At 66.1% G+C, this 16,216-nt stretch carries 12 protein-coding genes and 6 tRNA genes; 13 read left to right on the forward strand and 5 right to left on the reverse strand.

Annotated elements, in window-relative coordinates; translation table 11 throughout:
* The first annotated feature begins 93 nt into the window (after nucleotides 1-93).
* The 8 genes from lon (at nucleotide 94) to AC5P8Y_RS03880 (ending at nucleotide 5,829) form a co-directional block, all read left to right on the forward strand.
* Complete coding sequence (lon, locus tag AC5P8Y_RS03845) at nucleotides 94-2,541, forward strand: endopeptidase La (protein WP_033835467.1); 2,448 nt, start codon at nucleotides 94-96, stop codon at nucleotides 2,539-2,541.
* 217 nt (nucleotides 2,542-2,758) lie between these two features.
* The gene (locus tag AC5P8Y_RS03850) at nucleotides 2,759-3,031 is read left to right on the forward strand and encodes an HU family DNA-binding protein (RefSeq protein WP_005408270.1); all 273 of its coding nucleotides are present in this window, start codon (nucleotides 2,759-2,761) and stop codon (nucleotides 3,029-3,031) included.
* Between the two features lie 11 nt (nucleotides 3,032-3,042).
* Nucleotides 3,043-3,117, forward strand: a tRNA-Val gene (locus tag AC5P8Y_RS03855).
* A 26-nt stretch (nucleotides 3,118-3,143) separates the two neighbouring features.
* Nucleotides 3,144-3,220, forward strand: a tRNA-Asp gene (locus AC5P8Y_RS03860).
* A gap of 84 nt (nucleotides 3,221-3,304) precedes the next feature.
* A tRNA-Asp gene (locus tag AC5P8Y_RS03865) sits at nucleotides 3,305-3,381 on the forward strand.
* An 86-nt stretch (nucleotides 3,382-3,467) separates the two neighbouring features.
* Nucleotides 3,468-3,544: transfer RNA gene (locus AC5P8Y_RS03870), tRNA-Asp, on the forward strand.
* A gap of 106 nt (nucleotides 3,545-3,650) precedes the next feature.
* A tRNA-Asp gene (locus tag AC5P8Y_RS03875) sits at nucleotides 3,651-3,727 on the forward strand.
* 146 nt (nucleotides 3,728-3,873) lie between these two features.
* Entirely contained in the window at nucleotides 3,874-5,829 is a 1,956-nt protein-coding gene (locus AC5P8Y_RS03880) for a peptidyl-prolyl cis-trans isomerase (protein WP_005408271.1), read from the forward strand.
* A 227-nt stretch (nucleotides 5,830-6,056) separates the two neighbouring features.
* On the opposite strand, the gene AC5P8Y_RS03885 is transcribed toward AC5P8Y_RS03880, so the two are convergent.
* Nucleotides 6,057-7,256 carry a lytic transglycosylase domain-containing protein gene (locus tag AC5P8Y_RS03885; RefSeq protein ID WP_005408272.1) on the reverse strand — a complete coding sequence of 400 codons (1,200 nt, stop codon included), beginning with the start codon at nucleotides 7,254-7,256 and terminating at the stop codon, nucleotides 6,057-6,059.
* The gene (gene gloB / locus AC5P8Y_RS03890) at nucleotides 7,253-8,017 is read right to left on the reverse strand and encodes a hydroxyacylglutathione hydrolase (protein ID WP_049402787.1); all 765 of its coding nucleotides are present in this window, start codon (nucleotides 8,015-8,017) and stop codon (nucleotides 7,253-7,255) included. The genes AC5P8Y_RS03885 and gloB overlap by 4 nt, the downstream gene beginning before the upstream one ends.
* Before the next feature lie 11 nt (nucleotides 8,018-8,028).
* Between gloB and AC5P8Y_RS03895 the strand changes: the two genes are divergently transcribed.
* From AC5P8Y_RS03895 to dnaQ, 3 genes are read left to right on the forward strand one after another with little or no spacing between them, the layout of a single operon-like run.
* Complete coding sequence (locus AC5P8Y_RS03895; RefSeq protein ID WP_033835469.1) at nucleotides 8,029-8,679, forward strand: class I SAM-dependent methyltransferase; 651 nt, start codon at nucleotides 8,029-8,031, stop codon at nucleotides 8,677-8,679.
* A gap of 13 nt (nucleotides 8,680-8,692) precedes the next feature.
* Complete coding sequence (rnhA, locus tag AC5P8Y_RS03900) at nucleotides 8,693-9,145, forward strand: ribonuclease HI (RefSeq protein ID WP_005408275.1); 453 nt, start codon at nucleotides 8,693-8,695, stop codon at nucleotides 9,143-9,145.
* A gap of 4 nt (nucleotides 9,146-9,149) precedes the next feature.
* Nucleotides 9,150-9,881, forward strand: coding sequence for a DNA polymerase III subunit epsilon (dnaQ, locus tag AC5P8Y_RS03905; protein WP_012479272.1), 732 nt, complete (start codon nucleotides 9,150-9,152; stop codon nucleotides 9,879-9,881).
* A gap of 111 nt (nucleotides 9,882-9,992) precedes the next feature.
* Here the strand turns inward: dnaQ and AC5P8Y_RS03910 are convergent, their stop codons facing one another.
* A complete protein-coding gene (locus tag AC5P8Y_RS03910) occupies nucleotides 9,993-10,697 on the reverse strand; it encodes a PP2C family protein-serine/threonine phosphatase (RefSeq protein ID WP_005408277.1) in 705 nt (234 codons plus the stop codon).
* A gap of 165 nt (nucleotides 10,698-10,862) precedes the next feature.
* On the opposite strand from AC5P8Y_RS03910, the gene AC5P8Y_RS03915 reads away from it, so the two are divergent.
* Nucleotides 10,863-10,953 (forward strand) — tRNA-Ser (locus AC5P8Y_RS03915).
* Between the two features lie 420 nt (nucleotides 10,954-11,373).
* On the opposite strand, the gene AC5P8Y_RS03920 is transcribed toward AC5P8Y_RS03915, so the two are convergent.
* On the reverse strand, nucleotides 11,374-14,388 hold the full coding sequence (locus tag AC5P8Y_RS03920) for an autotransporter outer membrane beta-barrel domain-containing protein (protein WP_049432365.1): 3,015 nt from the start codon (nucleotides 14,386-14,388) through the stop codon (nucleotides 11,374-11,376).
* A gap of 290 nt (nucleotides 14,389-14,678) precedes the next feature.
* Here AC5P8Y_RS03920 and AC5P8Y_RS03925 point away from each other — a divergent pair, with 290 nt between their 5' ends.
* Complete coding sequence (locus AC5P8Y_RS03925; RefSeq protein WP_049402794.1) at nucleotides 14,679-15,083, forward strand: DUF6165 family protein; 405 nt, start codon at nucleotides 14,679-14,681, stop codon at nucleotides 15,081-15,083.
* A gap of 78 nt (nucleotides 15,084-15,161) precedes the next feature.
* Here AC5P8Y_RS03925 and AC5P8Y_RS03930 read toward each other — a convergent pair whose 3' ends face one another.
* On the reverse strand, nucleotides 15,162-16,208 hold the full coding sequence (locus AC5P8Y_RS03930) for a glycosyltransferase family 9 protein (RefSeq protein ID WP_012479274.1): 1,047 nt from the start codon (nucleotides 16,206-16,208) through the stop codon (nucleotides 15,162-15,164).
* Nucleotides 16,209-16,216 lie beyond the last annotated feature (8 nt).

Raw genomic sequence — 16,216 nt, forward strand, 5'->3', positions numbered from 1 at the left:
GAAAGCCGATGGCCCCATAACGGGGCCATCGGCTTTTTTTGTCTCCGGAAGATGCCCTCCCGGAGGCGGTTTTCCCCCTTCCCTGGAGCCCCCATGGCCCGTTCCCCAAGTGAAACCCTCGACCTGCCGGTCCTGCCGCTGCGCGACGTAGTGGTGTTCCCGCACATGGTCATCCCGCTGTTCGTCGGCCGTGACAAGTCCATGCACGCGCTCGAACAGGCAATGGAGGCGGACAAGCGCATCCTGCTGCTGGCGCAGAAGTCGGCCGAAACCGACGACCCGCATGCGGCCGACCTCTACCAGGTCGGTACGCTGGCGCAGGTGCTGCAGCTGCTGAAGCTGCCCGACGGCACCATCAAGGTGCTGGTCGAAGGACTGTCGCGCGTGCAGGTCACCCACGTCGACGAGCGCAACGGCTCGCTGCACGGCCAGGCGGTGGAGATCGACGCCACTGACGAGCGCGAAGCGCGCGAGGTCGAGGCCATCGCCCGCTCGCTGATGTCGCTGTTCGAGCAGTACGTCAAGACCAACCGCAAGCTGCCGCCGGAGCTGTTGCAGACGTTGTCGGGCATCGATGAGCCGGCGCGCCTGGCCGACACCATCGCCGCGCACATCAGCGTGCGCCTGGCCGACAAGCAGCGCCTGCTGGAAACGCTGGCCGTGGGCGACCGCCTGGAAATGCTGGTCGGCCTGGTCGACGGCGAGATCGACGTGCAGCAGATGGAGAAGCGCATCCGCGGCCGCGTGAAGTCGCAGATGGAGAAGAGCCAGCGCGAGTACTACCTCAACGAACAGATGAAGGCCATCCAGAAGGAACTGGGTGACCTGGACGACGCACCGGGGGAGCTGGAAGAACTTGCCCGCAAGATCGCCGAAGCCGGCATGCCGAAGGCCGTTGAAGCCAAGGCGCGCAACGAACTGAACAAGCTCAAGCAGATGTCGCCGATGTCGGCCGAAGCCGCGGTGGTGCGCAACTACCTGGAGTGGCTGCTGGGCGTGCCGTGGAAGAAGCGCAGCAAGGTGCGCAAGGACCTGAAGGCTGCGCAGGACACCCTCGACGCCGATCACTACGGCCTGGAGAAGGTCAAGGAACGCATCCTTGAATACCTGGCGGTACAGTCGCGCGTGAAGCAGATGAAGGGACCGATCCTGTGCCTGGTCGGGCCGCCGGGCGTGGGCAAGACCTCGCTGGGCCAGTCCATCGCCAAGGCCACCAACCGCAAGTTCGTGCGCATGTCGCTGGGCGGCGTGCGCGACGAGGCCGAGATCCGTGGCCACCGTCGTACCTACGTCGGTTCGATGCCGGGCCGCATCGTGCAGAACCTCAACAAGGTCGGCAGCAAGAACCCGCTGTTCGTGCTCGACGAGATCGACAAGATGTCGATGGACTTCCGTGGCGATCCGTCTTCGGCGCTGCTGGAAGTGCTCGACCCGGAGCAGAACAACGCATTCAACGACCATTACCTGGAAGTGGACCTGGACCTGTCCGAAGTGATGTTCGTGGCCACCTCGAACTCGCTCAACATTCCCGGCCCGCTGCTGGACCGCATGGAAGTGATCCGCATCCCCGGCTACACCGAGGATGAGAAGCTCAACATCGCCACCCGCTATCTGGTGCCCAAGCAGGTCAAGGCCAACGGCCTGCAGCCGGAAGAGCTGGAGATCGGCAGCGATGCCATCCAGGACATCGTGCGCTACTACACGCGCGAATCGGGCGTGCGCAACCTGGAACGCGAGATCGCCAAGATCTGCCGCAAGGTGGTGAAGGAGATCGCGCTGGCCGGCCCGCAGCCGGCCAAGGCGAAGAAGGGCGCGAAGAAGAAGGCGCTGGTGAGCGTGTCCAGCAAGAACCTGGACAAGTACCTGGGCGTGCGTCGCTTCGACTTCGGCCGTGCCGAGGAAGAGAACGAGATCGGCCTGGTCACCGGCCTGGCCTGGACCGAGGTGGGCGGCGATCTGCTGCAGATCGAATCGACGCTGGTGCCGGGCAAGGGCCAGCTGATCCTGACCGGCCAGCTCGGCAACGTGATGAAGGAATCGGCTTCAGCGGCGCTGTCGGTGGTGCGTTCGCGCGCGGTCGGCTTCGGCATCGACAGCGACTTCCTGCAGAAGCACGACGTGCACCTGCACGTGCCCGATGGCGCCACCCCGAAGGACGGCCCGAGCGCCGGTGCGGCAATGGTCACCTCGCTGGTGTCGATGCTGACCAAGGTGCCGGTGCGTGCCGATGTGGCGATGACCGGCGAGATCACCCTGCGGGGTCGCGTCACCGCCATCGGTGGCCTGAAGGAAAAGCTGCTGGCGGCACTGCGTGGCGGCATCCGCACGGTCATCATCCCGGAAGAGAACCGCAAGGACCTGGCCGACATTCCGGCCAACGTCACCCGCGATCTGAAGATCGTCCCGGTGAAGTACATCGAAGAGGTCCTGGACCTGGCGCTGGAGCGTCCGTTGGCACCGAAGAAGGCGCGCAAGAGTGCGCAGCGTGTCACGGTGCGCAGCAAGGCCAAACCGAGTGGAAGCGCGCGCGTCAAGCATTGACGCGCGCTGTCCAATGGCCCGAAACCCGCGTCATTGCTGGCTTTCCAGCTTGCGTGGGGGTAGGGCCACTGGTATAAAAGCAGCACTCGCGAATGAGTGATCGCTGCCAGCGATGACTGAATCGGCGAACCGTTTCCACATGGTGGCCGCATGCAGAAGGCATGCGGTTGCTTCCCTGTCGAATAAGCGGAACCCACCGCCAAAGGAGTTGTAGAGAATGAACAAGACCGAATTGATCGATGCCGTTGCTGAAGCTGCCGACCTGACCAAGGCCGAGTCCAGCCGCGCTGTCGATGCCGTCGTTGCTGCCATCACCAAGGCGCTGAAGGACGGCGATGCGGTCACCCTGGTTGGCTTCGGTACCTTCCAGGTCCGCGACCGTGCTGCACGCACCGGCCGCAACCCGAAGACCGGCGACACCATCAAGATCGCTGCTTCGAAGAATCCGTCGTTCAAGGCTGGCAAGGCCCTGAAGGATGCTGTAAACTAAGCGGCTCGCTGGGGTGCTTAGCTCAGCGGTAGAGCGTCTCCTTTACACGGAGAGGGTCGGGGGTTCGAAACCCTCAGCACCCACCACAGCACCGCGGTAAAAGTTTGAGTGTGGAGCGGTAGTTCAGCTGGTTAGAATGCTGGCCTGTCACGCCGGAGGTCGCGGGTTCGAGTCCCGTCCGCTCCGCCATTCAACGAGGCCTCCGGCCAAAAGCTGGAGGCTTTGTTTTCTTCCCGGTCCAGGCCGGCTGGAAAGCAAAAAAAGCAACAATGCGGAGCGGTAGTTCAGCTGGTTAGAATGCTGGCCTGTCACGCCGGAGGTCGCGGGTTCGAGTCCCGTCCGCTCCGCCACTACATCGAGGCCCCCGGCCTGAAGCCGGGGGCCTTGTCTTCTCCCCGGAAGGCTCGGGAAGAAGGCGAAAGGTTTTTGCAAGAACGGAGCGGTAGTTCAGCTGGTTAGAATGCTGGCCTGTCACGCCGGAGGTCGCGGGTTCGAGTCCCGTCCGCTCCGCCATTGCAGAATTCTTAAGTCCCTGTGAAAAAACTTTGAAAAAAGTGTTCATCGGGCTGGGTTTCCAAGGAGTCTTCGGATATACTGGGCACCTGCAAAGTTTCAGCGCGGAGCGGTAGTTCAGCTGGTTAGAATGCTGGCCTGTCACGCCGGAGGTCGCGGGTTCGAGTCCCGTCCGCTCCGCCAACTCTAAAAGCCCTCGGCGCAAGCCGGGGGCTTTTTCTTTGTGCCGTCGGAAGCGGTGCGCAGGCCACGCCAGCGCTGCTTTTGGTCCCTGCGACGAAGCGGGTTACACTGCCGGGCTCGCCAATCAGGCCTTGTGATTCCTCACCATGCTGCAGAAACTCCGCGACAAGACCTCAGGCTGGATCGTCACCGTGATCCTGGGGCTGCTGATGATTCCGTTCCTGTTCGTGATCGACAACAGCTACCTCGGTGGCGTTGGCGCACAGAACGTGGCCAAGGTTTCCGCGCCGCCGACCTGGTGGCGTTCGGCACCGTCGTGGTGGCCGGTGCGCATGCTGTGGCAGCACCATGAGATCAGCGCGCAGGATTTCCGCACCCGCTTCGAGCAGGAGCGCATGCGTGAGCGCCAGCAGCAGGGCGAGAATTTCGACCCGCGCGCGTTTGAAAGCACCGAAAACAAGCTGGCCGTGCTCGATCAGCTGATCGACGAACAGGTCGTGCGCCTGGTTGGCGAGCAGGCCGGTGTCGTGATCGGCGATGGCGCGGTGCGCGAGTACATCGCCACCATCCCGGCCTTCCTCGATTCGAACGGCAAGTTCAACGAGAACAACTACCGCCTGGCGCTTGCCGGTGGCAATCCGCCGCGCACGCCGACCCAGTTCCAGGAACTGGTGCGTGAGAGCCTGCAGCAGTCGGTGATTCCGTCGGGCCTGCAGAACTCGGGCTTCGTTACCCAGTCCGAGACCGAGCGCCTGCTGAAGCTGCTGGGCGAGACCCGCGATGTCGAACTGGCCGCGTTGCCGGAAGTGCCGGCCGATACCGCGCCGGTGACCGACGCGCAGATCAAGCAGTGGTACGACAGCCATGGCAAGGACTTCCGCCAGGCCGAGAGCGTTTCGCTCGAGTACGTCGAGATCAATGGTGCGAACCTGCCGGCACCGACCGCCGCCGACGAAGCCACCCTGCGCAAGCGCTATGAAGACGAGAAGGCGAAGTTCACCACGCCGGAGCAGCGCCAGGCCTCGCATATCCTGATCACCGGCGACGGTGCCGAAGCCAAGGCGAACAAGATTGCCGCCGAAGCCAAGGCTGCCGGCGCCGACTTCGCTGCACTGGCCAAGGCCAACTCGGAAGACCCGGGTTCGAAGGGCCAGGGGGGTGACCTGGGTTGGGTCGAACGCGGCGCGATGGTCAAGCCGTTCGAAGATGCGCTGTTCGCTGCCAAGGCCGGTGACGTGATTGGTCCGGTCAAGACCGAGTTCGGCTATCACATCATCAAGGTTGCTGCGGTCCGTGGCGGCCAGGGCAAGTCCTTCGAGGAAGTGCGTGACACGCTGGCTGCCGAGCAGCTGAAGGCCGACGGCGAGCGCGGCTTCAACGAACTGGCCGGCCGTCTGGTCGACGCCATCAACAAGAGCCCGAGCGATCTGGCTGCCGCGGCCAAGGAAGTGAACCTGCCGCTGCAGACGCTGGGCCCGATCACCCGTGCCACCGCCAGTGGCATCGCCGCTGACCCGGGCGTGCTGCGTGCCGCCTTCTCAGACGTGCTGGTGCAGGACGGGACCGCCAGCGACCCGATTGCGCTGGGCGGCGCGACCAACCACAGTGTGGTCATCCGCGTGGCCGCGCACACCCCGGAACAGGCCATGCCGCTGGACAAGGCGCGCGAGCAGGTGATCGCCGCGATCCGTGCCGACCGTCAGCGCCAGGCCAGCGACAAAGCGGCCGATGCCGTGCTGGCCAAGCTGAAGGCGGGCGCCACCCTGCAGTCGCTGGCGGCCAGCGAGAAGCTGCAGCTGAGCCCGATGCCCGGCCTGCCGCGCAGCCAGCCGGTGCCGACCCCGGAAATCAACCGCGCGATCTTCAGCGCGCCGGTGCCGGCCGATGGCAAGCCGAGCTACGGCAAGGTCGATGTCAACGGCCATGCGTTGCTGTTCGCGGTGAACAAGGTGAACCCGGGCGACGTGAAGGAAGTGACCGCCGAGCAGCAGAAGCAGCTGAAGGACCAGCTGAGCCAGATCGATGGCATGGCTGCGGCCAAGGCCTATGTCGAGGCGATGCGCAAGAAGTTCGTGATCCAGACCACCGAAGCGAACCTGTAAGCCTCGCGGCGGGCAGAATCGAAGAAGGCCCGGCAATGCCGGGCCTTTCTTTGTCTTCGCGTCGTTTGTGGCGCGCTTGGCCTCTGGTAGTGGTCGAGCTTGCTCGACCGCCTCTTGTAAAGTCGAGCCGTGCTCGACTGCATCCGCTGGGCGCAGGCATGAAAAAGCCGAGCATGGGCTCGGCTCTGTAGGAGGCAGGGCAGGGCGCGGCCGGAATCGCGCCTGCTTCAATCCTCGACGCGCAGCACCGCGCCAGGCTTCAGCACACTGCTGCCGCTCAGGCCGTTCAGCGACAGCAGGGCCTTCACCGGCATGCCGTAGCGGCGGGCGATGGTCCAGGCCGACTCGCCATCACGCACGGTGTGGCGGCGGCTGCGCGGACGGTCGGCGATCGCGGCGACGGTTCTGGTGACCTGCGGCGTCGGTACAGCGGCCGCCACCGGTGCGGTGGTGGCGACCAGCGCGGTCGCTGCCTCCGCTACCGTCGCATTTGCGGCCGAGACCGGCGCCAGCACGCGGGTGGTACCCGAGGGGCGGCCACCGGAGGCCAGGGCCGGGTTGAGGCGGGCGATCCTGGCAGGGTCCAGGGCGCGCTGTGCGGCCCACTGCTGCACGCTGGTGCCCGCAGGCAGGGTGTGGTCCTTCAGCACCGGCACGGTGCGGTCCAGCGAGGCCATCACGCCAGGCTGGTCTTCCACGTCTTCCAGCACGCAGGCCAGGGCATGCAGCTTCTCGACGTAGGCATGGGTGACCGGCGACAGGCCGGGCAGCGCCGAAGGCTTGGCGTTCTGCGCGTTCATGCCAGCCTTGCGCATGGACTGCAGCACGCGGTACTCGCCGGCGTTGTAGGCCATCGTGGCCAGGCGCCAGTCGCCGCCGAACATGCCGTGCAGGGTCTTCAGGTAGCGCACTGCGGCCTGGGTCGAATCGACCGCCGACAGGCGGCCGTCATAGCCGTTGGTCATCGGCACGCGATGGTTGCGCGCGGTGGTGGCGATGAACTGCCACAGGCCGGTCGGGCCGCTGCCATTGCGGGCATTGGGCCGGTAGCCGCTTTCCACGAAGGGAATCAGCGCGAACTCGGTGGGCAGGTCGGCCTTGCGCAGCTCTTCGACCACGTAGCCGAACAGCACCAGCGCATCGTCATCCTGGTTGGCCAGGCGCGAGGGGGCGTGGGCGAACTGCTTCTGCCAGCGTGGGCTGGTGGCCTCGGCGTCGCAGCTGGGTTCGGCCAGGCCGTCGCGGAAGCTGGTGAAGATCTCCTGGCCGTTACGCACCGAGGCCGCTGGCAGCGCGGACGGATCCAGCGGCAGGGCCGCGGCAGCGGTCAGGTTCTGGCTGATGCCGGCGCCCAGTGACTGTGCGCCCGCGGTTCCGGCCAGCCCCAGGACAAGGCCCAGGGCCAGCGGCAGACTTCGGCGCATCATGCGCGGAAGCCGTCTTTCCAGTGCCGGAGACCGGCCATCACGTCGACGTCGTCAACGACGTCACGGCCCAGGTGTGCCGAGACCGACGCACGGATCGGCGCCGCGTGCACACGCAGGAAGGGATTGCAGTCGAATTCGTTGGCCAAGGTTACCGGCAGGGTGGAACGGTCATCGCGGCGCATGGCCAAAGCCTCCTCTTGGCGCTGCCACAGGGCAGCGTTGGCGGGGTCGACATGCCGCGCGAAGACGGCATTTGACACGGTGTACTCGTGGGCGCAACAAAGCAGCAGTTGCGCGGGCAAGGTACCCAGCTTGCGCATCGATGCCAGCAGCTGGGACGGCGTACCTTCGAACAGACGTCCACAGCCCAGGCTGAACAACGAATCTCCGCTGAAAAGATGTTCAGCAGTGTGAAACGCGATGTGGCTGCGGGTATGCCCGGGCACGGATAGTACGTGGAACGTCCGGCCCAGTGCCTGAACGCGTTCACCTTCGCCGATCCGTTCGGTGGCCGTGGGGATGCGCTCTTCGACCGGCGCGATGACCCGTACACCGGGAAAGCGAGCCTGCAGTGCGGGCACGCCACCGATGTGGTCGTCGTGGTGGTGGGTGAGCAGGATCGTGTCCACGCGCAGGCCCTGATCGGCCAGTGCGAGCACTGGCGCGGCATCGCCGGGGTCGACGACCACGGCAGTGCCATCGTCGGCGATCAGCGTCCAGATGTAGTTATCCGCAAATGCGGGCAGGGCAGTCAGTCGCATAGAATTGGACCATGCCCGCGCTGCAGAGCACCCGTCAAGCGAGCCAGACCCCGTGGTTCGACAGTGAGCCGGCGGCGGCGCTGCGCGTTCTGGAACGGCAGTTGCTGCTTCCGCAGCTGTCGGCGCTGCCCGCGCAGCCCTGGCTGTGGATCGCGCCGAGTGCGGCCTGGCTGGAGGATGCGCAGCTGGGTGGGCGCGGCCTGCGCCTGTACCGGCAGGGGTCGGGACCGGGCTATGACGGCGATACCCGCTGCGGGCTGCCCTTGCCTTTGGCCAACGAGAGCGTCAATGCGATCGTGCTGCAGCATGTCACCACCGGCGATGCCGACCTCCTGCTCGACGAGTGCGAGCGCGTATTGATGCCGGGCGGCCATTTGTGGCTGAGCAGCCTCAATCCGTTCAGCCCCTACCGCACGCACTGGCGGCAACATGGGCTGGTGGTGCGTACGCCGCAGCGGATCCGCCTGCTGCTCGGCCGCCATGGCCTGGAGTGCGACGATATGCGCTACCTCGGCCCGCTCTGGCGCGGTGCCGGCGGCCGTCGCCCGGGGGGCTGGGCGCCATTGCGCGCGGCCTGCCTGTTCCATGCGGAGAAACGCACGCTGGCCCTGCCCGGGCCGAAACCGCTGCCGGTGCGCTGGCACGGCACCGTTGCTACCTGATTCTGGAGCTGTATTGAAAACCATCGAAATCCACACCGACGGATCCTGCCTCGGCAATCCCGGCCCCGGCGGCTGGGCTGCGTTGCTGCGCTACAAGGGCCACGAGCGCGAGCTCAGTGGCGGTGAAGCGCACACCACCAACAACCGGATGGAGCTGATGGCGGCCATTTCCGGGCTGGAGACGCTGACCGAGCCGTGCAACATCGTGCTCTACACCGACTCGCAGTACGTGCGGCAGGGCCTGACCCAGTGGATGCCCGGCTGGATCCGCAAGAACTGGAAGACCGCTGGCGGTGATCCGGTGAAGAACCGCGAGCTGTGGGAGCGCCTGCACGCGGCCACGCTGCGGCACCAGATCGACTGGCGTTGGGTGAAGGGCCACTCCGGCGACCCGGACAATGAGCGGGTGGATACCCTGGCCCGCAACGCGGCGATCCAGATCCGCGACGCCAGCCCGGTAAACTGAGCCCATGCGTCAGATCATCCTCGATACCGAAACCACCGGCCTGGAGTGGAAGAAGGGCAACCGCATCGTCGAAATCGGCTGCGTGGAGCTGTTCAAGCGCCGCCCGACCGGCAACAACTACCACCAGTACATCAAGCCGGACTGCGAGTTCGAACAGGGCGCCCAGGAAGTCACCGGACTGACCCTGGAGTTCCTCGATGACAAGCCTGAATTCGCGCAGATCGCCGATGAGTTCCTGGCGTTCATCGATGGCGCCGAGCTGATCATCCACAACGCGGCGTTCGACCTTGGCTTCCTCGACAACGAGTTGTCGCTGCTGGGGCCGCAGTACGGGAAGATCACCGACCGCTGCACGGTCATCGATACCCTGGCGATGGCGCGTGAGCGCTTCCCGGGCCAGCGCAACTCGCTGGATGCGCTGTGCAAGCGGCTGGGCGTGGACAACTCGCACCGTGCGCTGCATGGCGGCCTGCTCGATGCGCAGATCCTGGGCGATGTCTATATCGCACTGACCTCGGGCCAGGAAGAGATCGGCTTCGGCCTGGGCGATGACGATGGCGGCGGTGCCGGCGCGGCGTTGCAGGCTTTCGATACCAGCAAGCTGCTGCCGCGTCCGCGCGTGGTGGCTACGCCGTCGGAACTGGAAGCGCACGCTGCGCGGCTGGAGCGGCTGCGCAAAAAGGCCGGCCACGCGCTGTGGGATGGCCCGAAGGTGGAAGAGCCCGCCAGCGCGTAATACATCGAGGTAGTGCCGGCCGCTGGCCGGCATCGTCGTGATACGAGGTTCCCCGGGTGAGCCGGCCAGCGGCCTGCACTACCGCCTCCACGCATGGCGTGGCTCTACCGGTTAATGGCAGCGCACCAGGATCACGCTGATGTTGTCACGGCCACCGCCATCGAGTGCGGCGGCGACCAGCGTATCCACGCATTCCTGCGCGCTGGCATCTTCGAATGCCAGGGTGCGGGCGATGCCGCGGTCATCCACTTCCTCGGTGAGACCGTCGCTGCACAGCAGCAGCTGCATGCCCGGACGCAGCTCACCACTGGTGGTGGCCACGTTCAGGTGGGCTGGATCGGTCACGCCCAGTGCCTGGGTGACCACGTTGCGATGCGGATGCGCGCGGGCCTGTTCGGCGGTCAGGTTGCCCTGCGCGACCAGTTCCTGCACCACGCTGTGGTCCTGGCTTAGCTGCGCCAGCTGGCCGTCGCGCCACAGGTAGGCGCGGCTGTCGCCGACCCAGGCCACTTCATAGCGGTTGCCCTGCACACGCGCGGCGACCACGGTGGTGCCCATCGGCAACGTGTCGTTGCGCCGGCGCGAGGCGCGGATGATCTCTTCGTCGGCAGTGCGGATGGCCTGTGCCAGCGGTGCGCCGCGGCGGATCTCGCGCACGATGGTTTCGCGTGCCAGTGCACTGGCCACTTCGCCGCAGGCATGCCCGCCCATGCCGTCGGCCACCAGCCACAGGGCCAGCTCGCTGTCACCGTAGTAGGTGTCCTCGTTGAGCTCGCGGCGCATGCCGGGGTGGGTGAGGTGTCCGAATTCGATCATGGTAGGCAGGGCGGGGTATTGCCGGGGGAGACAGGCATCATCGGGTGGCCGCAGGCATCCGGCAAGGCATGCGCCCAGGAAATTTTCAGTTCGTTGGCCGGAATGACTTGTCGTCGGCCTCACTTCCTCGTATGATGCGCGTCCCCGGTCCGCCGGGGACCACCCGGAGAGGTGGCAGAGTGGTTGAATGTACCTGACTCGAAATCAGGCAGGCGTTTATAGCGCCTCGGGGGTTCGAATCCCCCCCTCTCCGCCAGATAAAAGAAAAGGGCTGCCGAAAGGCAGCCCTTTTCTTTTATCTGGCGCGGGACACGACGCGCGTTTCGCGCGCCGCCCCACACGTTGCGTGGCAACGCGTGGGCCCCTCCCTTTGCCTGCCTCTCCCCGCCCCTGTCGGGGCAGCCCCTCAACAGAGGGGCTTGTTTCACCCGGCGATTCCCTGTGTGGCGGATGCAAGTCATTGCTTGGATGAGTTCGGTGATCATCCCCTCGACTGGAGAGGGCTGCCGAAAGGCAGCCTTTCTTCTTTCATCAGGCGCGGGAACGCGACGCGCGTTTCGCGCGTCGCCCCACACGTTGCGCCGCTCGTTGCCCGCTGGGTGCATCCACGCACGGCGTGGAAGGCAAGGCCATTCGCACAGGGTGGGGACCGATGCCCCGTGCGAATGGCGTGTGCTCAGAACGTGTAGCCCAGCCCCAGCTGTATGCCGTTCTGGGTCTGGCCGTCGCGCCGCTCGCCCACGTAATCAACCATCACCGACAGGCGCTTGCTGGCACGGCTGGTCACGCCCAGGTTCCAAGCCAGGACCTGCTCACCGACGGGCTGGCTGCTGGCACTGAACAGCAGGTCCGGGGCGGCGGCGAAGCCGTTGCTGTAGCGGGCCTGGGTATCGCCCAGCTCCTTCTGCCAGACCACGCGGGCCCGCGGGGTGATGCGCTCGCCGTTGTTGCCGTCGAAGGTCTTGAACAACTGCAGGCCGGCGCCTACGCGGATGCTTTCCAGGCTGCCACTGCGGCCGATGAGTGCGGCTGCGTCCTGGCCTTCGTTGAAGTGCGTGGCCGAGGTGCGCATGTAGTCGATCACCGGCAGCAGCGGCTGTATCACCAGGCCGTTGCCGGTGGTGAACGAGAACGCATGCTCCACGCGCGCGGAAATCGCGTCGTTGCTGTACTTCGCACGCACCGGTGCCTGCAGGCCCTCGATCCCCTCGATGCTGCGACGGGTATCGTGGCGAAGATCGGTGTAGCGGACGGCGGCGGACAGGTAGCCGCGCGAATAGAGCGCGTCCACGTAGCCGCCGATATCCAGCGCGCGGACATCGCCGCTGAATCCTGCACCTTCGCTGGACCGGGTCGACATGTCGGCCGCGGCAAGGCTCACGCCCAGTGTCACGCGGTCGTCTGCCAGACGGGTATCGGCACCAAGCGCGATGCCGCCGATGGTGTGGTTCAGGCCGGCGACGCCCGCACCACCCTCGATACGGCCATGGCTGCCGAACCCGCGCGCCCAGAAGCTGCGGTTGTGTCCGGCGTCGCCCGCATCACTGCCTGCATCTGCCGGTGCGACCAGGTGCATCGCCAGCTGGTTGAACAGGCGACTGCCGGTCGTTGCCGATTGCGCCGAGGCGGTCTGCGCGGCCTGTGCTGCCAGGCCGTCCGCATCGCCACCGCTGCGCGATGCTGCCTGGTGCTGCTGCACGACGTTGCCGATGCTGCCGACCAGTGCGGTATCGGCCAGGCGCAGGCTGGCATGCGCGTCGCCGCGCAATGCTCCCGCCTGGCGCGCGATGTCATCGCGGTCAGCGAACTGCAGGGCACCCAGCAGTCCGCTCATCGAGGAGGTGCGCTGCGCAGCGGCCTGTTGCAATGCGATGCCCAGACCGTCGCCGGATGCGGCGTTGCCGAACAGGCGTGTGTCGTCGAAGGAGGGATTGGCGGTCAGCCACAGGCCGCTGCCGGTCTGGTTGACGGTGAAGCTGAGCAGTGAATTGTGGCGAGGGCGGAATACGGCGCCGGGAGCGGTGAGGTCCACCGCGCTGCCGGCCTCGCCACTGCGCTCGACGTACTGGAAGCGCCCTTCGATGAAGTCCGACACCGGTGCTGCGCGGGTCAGGGTATCGGGCGTAGCGGTGCGGCACCACAGGCCAGCGTACTCACCGTTCGAAGCGCTGCAGGGGGCGATGGGCAGCTGCAGGGCGCTGGCATCCACCTGGGTTCCCACCAGGTGGTTCTGCTGCCCGGCCGGGAAGAACGCCTGCTTGACGTCCAGCGTCAGCCTGGCGGCGGGGGCAATGCTCAGCACGGCGCGGTTGATGTTGCCGAACAGGTTGTAGTCCCCCGCCTGCCGGTCCTCATCGACCAGGAAGTAGCGGGCTTCTTCCAGCGTCAGTGCCGGTGCAGTGCGCTGGCTGTCGACCTGGAAGGCCAGGTTCGCACCGTCATTGAGGTTGATGTAGCGACCCTTGCCGATCCGGAAGCGCTCGCTGGTGAACACGTCGTCGCCACCCGGTGCGAGTGCTTCCAGCGAGTAGGGGCGCATGACGATGCCGGACGGCGCGAGCGTTCCGCCCTCGTTGATGTCGATCGTGGCATTCAATGAACCGTGCCCGGTCAGCACGCCGCCGCGTTCGATCACGGTCAGGCTGCGCAGTGCGCCCTGCTGCAGTTCGATGCGCCCGCCATTGCGGGCGCCGATGGCTTCGGCGTGGTGGATCCAGCCATTCTGCTGCAGGCGCAGGGTGCCGCCATCGGCGACCACATACTGGGCGGCGGAAGCGGTATCCAGCGACCAGACCCCGCCCTTGCCGATACGGATCACACCGAAGGCGTCGTCCAGCCGGATGTCCGGGGCCGACTGCTGGAAGTAGCGCAGGTTGGCCAGCGCATTGGTGTAGCGCCCGCGCACGGCCAGGTTCGGATTGAGGTCTCCGCTCACGTCCTTGTCGACGGAAAGCACGTCGCCGGTCTGGACGTAACCGGCTTCGGTGACGACGCGATCACTGTAGAAGGTCACACCGGGATACGCGGTGCAGTTGCCTGCCGCGCTCTGGTCGCGGGTCGGGCAGAAGCGCGTGGCCACGGCCGCCACGTTCGGGTCGAAGTAGCGCAGGAAGCCCGACTGCTGGGTCAGTTCATAGTGCGCCTGGACGATGCGCGCTTCGATGACCGCGAAGTCGGTCGGGCCGAACATGTCCCGGTAATACTTGATGTACTTGTCCTGCCCCGGGTAGGGGGTAGGACCGTTCGGGCCGGATTCGCCATGGATGCCCAGCACCGTCTGCGTGTAGTTGCCGTGCGCCGGCAGCAGGCCGAACTGCGTGACCTTGCGCTTCACGCCGGCAACGAAGGCGTCGGCGCAGGCCGAGTAGCAGCCGCCGTCCAGTACGGTATCCAGCCCGTGCTGGCGGATGATGGCACCCATGCCCACGCCACCGGAGGCGGCCCCGCCCGGCGAGTTGCGGAACACCACCTGGCGGAGCGGCGTACCCCGGGCCTGCGCGGCCAGGATGTAGGCCTCCAGCGTCTGCGGATCGGTCGCCAGTACATTGCCGGTGTAGTAGAGCGTGTCTCCATTCACGTGGAAGGCACTGGCATGGGCCTGCGGTGAGGCAGCGATGCCGAGAAGTGCTGCAACAAGGGCACTGCCGAGGACGGTGGCGCGACGGGTGGGGAGGGCGGGATATCGATGCATGCGGAGTTCCACGGAAAGGAGTGAAGTGCGGATGCCGCCCCTTTTTCGCTGCATGAACACGCTGATGCGGCGTGTTTTCAACACGTTGCAGCGTGGGCAGGGCGGGTCGCGCGCGCTCGGCCGTTGGACTGGCCGGGCGAGGAGGCGACAGGCCGCCTCTCCAGACCGCTAACGCAGCTGCGGGGGGATCTCCCCCAGTCATCGCGCTCGGCTGACCCTGCAGGCGCCGGGGCGCAGCGTTTGCGCCGCGCGGGTTACCATGTATGCATCACCTGCTGGAGCCTTCCCCCATGAGCGCTGAAATCCTTGTCCCCGTGTCCTTCGGCGAGCTGCTGGACAAGATCTCGATCCTGCAGATCAAGTCCGAGCGCATCAGCGACGAGGGCAAGCTGGCCAACGTGCGCAGGGAGCTGTCGGCGCTGGAGCAGACCTGGATGGCGCACCCGGCGGCGGTGAAGGACATCGCCAAGCTGCGTGCCGAGCTGAAGGCGGTCAACGAGCAGCTGTGGGACATCGAGGACGACATCCGCCTGAAGGAAAAGGCGCAGGCGTTCGACCAGGGCTTCGTCGACCTGGCGCGCAGCGTCTACCTGCGCAACGACGAGCGTGCGCGCATCAAGAAGGCGATCAACCTGGCGCTGGGCTCGGCGTACGTGGAAGAGAAGTCCTACCAGGATTACGCGCCGCGCGCGTAATCCCGGCGGCCAAAAGAGGGAGGTCCACGCCACGCGTGGATGAAACCGCTGGGCGCAGGCCAACGTTCGGCCGGCCAATCACCCCAGATGATCGGCCACGTAACGCTCGAAAGCCGCGATGCCGTCTTCGACAGTGATCAGTTCCATCACATCGTCGAACTCGATCTTGGTGCCCCATTTCAGATCGGCAGCCTGCTTGGCCAGGTACTTGCGTGCGGCGTCGTCGTAGCGGTCCACGCAGTAGCGGCGGTCCGAGTACGGTCCGCTGCGGTTCGGGTTGCTGGCCGCATGCAGGCCCAGCACCTTGGCGCCCATCGCGTTGGCGATGTGCATCGGGCCCGAGTCCGGAGTCATCACCAGGTTGGCACGGGCAAGCAGGGCAGGCAGCTGCTTCAAGGTGTCCTTCCCGACCAGGTCCAGCGCCGGCGTGAGCAGTTGTGCCTGGATGGCATCGGCCATGCTGCGCTCCAGTTCGCTGCGGCCACCGCACAGCACCACCTGCCAACCACGCTGCGCGGCGTGGTTGGCCACGGCTGCATAGCGGTCTGCATACCAGTTGCGGCGCACGTGGCTGGAACAGGGCGAGATCATCAGCACCGGGCGCCCATCGTCCTGCCATTGCGCGGCGGCCCAGTCATATGCGGACTGGGGCACGGCCAGGTCCCAGCTGACCTCGGTCTGGCGCAGGCCCAGCGGCTCGCAGAAGCTGCCGATGGCATCCAGCACATGGACGCCGGGGCGGTCGGGAATGCGCTCGTTGATGAAGAGCCCGTGCAGGTCCTTGGAACGGCTGCGGTCGTAGCCGATGCGTCGCTCGGCGGGAATGAACGCCGACAGCAGGTTGGCGCGGAACGCCACCTGCATCTGCAGCAGCGCTTCAAAACGCCCCGGTGGCAGCTGTTTGCGCAGCTCCTTGACCCCTGCCATGCCGCTCTTCTTGTCGTAGGCGTGGAAGGTGACGCCGGGCAGGCCATCGAGCAGTTTGTGGCCGACCTTGTCGATGATCCAGTGGATCGGCGTGTCCGGACGCGCAGCCTGCAGGGTGCGCACCAGGGGCACCACGTGGGTGACATCGCCGAGTGCGGACAGGCGCAGGAGGCACAAGGAGGAGGACGCTGATGCCATGTGTTGTT

The organism is Stenotrophomonas sp. YJH_SMC_12-1, assembly GCF_059370935.1.

Excerpts from the sequence above, each read along its gene's own strand:
- dnaQ (WP_012479272.1), top strand. The coding sequence starts at position 9,150 with ATGCGTCAGATCATCCTCGATACCGAAACCACCGGCCTGGAGTGGAAG.
- lon (WP_033835467.1), top strand. The coding sequence starts at position 94 with ATGGCCCGTTCCCCAAGTGAAACCCTCGACCTGCCGGTCCTGCCGCTG.
- AC5P8Y_RS03880 (WP_005408271.1), top strand. The coding sequence starts at position 3,874 with ATGCTGCAGAAACTCCGCGACAAGACCTCAGGCTGGATCGTCACCGTG.
- AC5P8Y_RS03930 (WP_012479274.1), bottom strand. The coding sequence starts at position 16,208 with ATGGCATCAGCGTCCTCCTCCTTGTGCCTCCTGCGCCTGTCCGCACTC.
- AC5P8Y_RS03910 (WP_005408277.1), bottom strand. The coding sequence starts at position 10,697 with ATGATCGAATTCGGACACCTCACCCACCCCGGCATGCGCCGCGAGCTC.
- AC5P8Y_RS03925 (WP_049402794.1), top strand. The coding sequence starts at position 14,679 with ATGAGCGCTGAAATCCTTGTCCCCGTGTCCTTCGGCGAGCTGCTGGAC.
- AC5P8Y_RS03920 (WP_049432365.1), bottom strand. The coding sequence starts at position 14,388 with ATGCATCGATATCCCGCCCTCCCCACCCGTCGCGCCACCGTCCTCGGC.
- AC5P8Y_RS03895 (WP_033835469.1), top strand. The coding sequence starts at position 8,029 with ATGCCCGCGCTGCAGAGCACCCGTCAAGCGAGCCAGACCCCGTGGTTC.
- AC5P8Y_RS03885 (WP_005408272.1), bottom strand. The coding sequence starts at position 7,256 with ATGATGCGCCGAAGTCTGCCGCTGGCCCTGGGCCTTGTCCTGGGGCTG.
- gloB (WP_049402787.1), bottom strand. The coding sequence starts at position 8,017 with ATGCGACTGACTGCCCTGCCCGCATTTGCGGATAACTACATCTGGACG.
- AC5P8Y_RS03850 (WP_005408270.1), top strand. The coding sequence starts at position 2,759 with ATGAACAAGACCGAATTGATCGATGCCGTTGCTGAAGCTGCCGACCTG.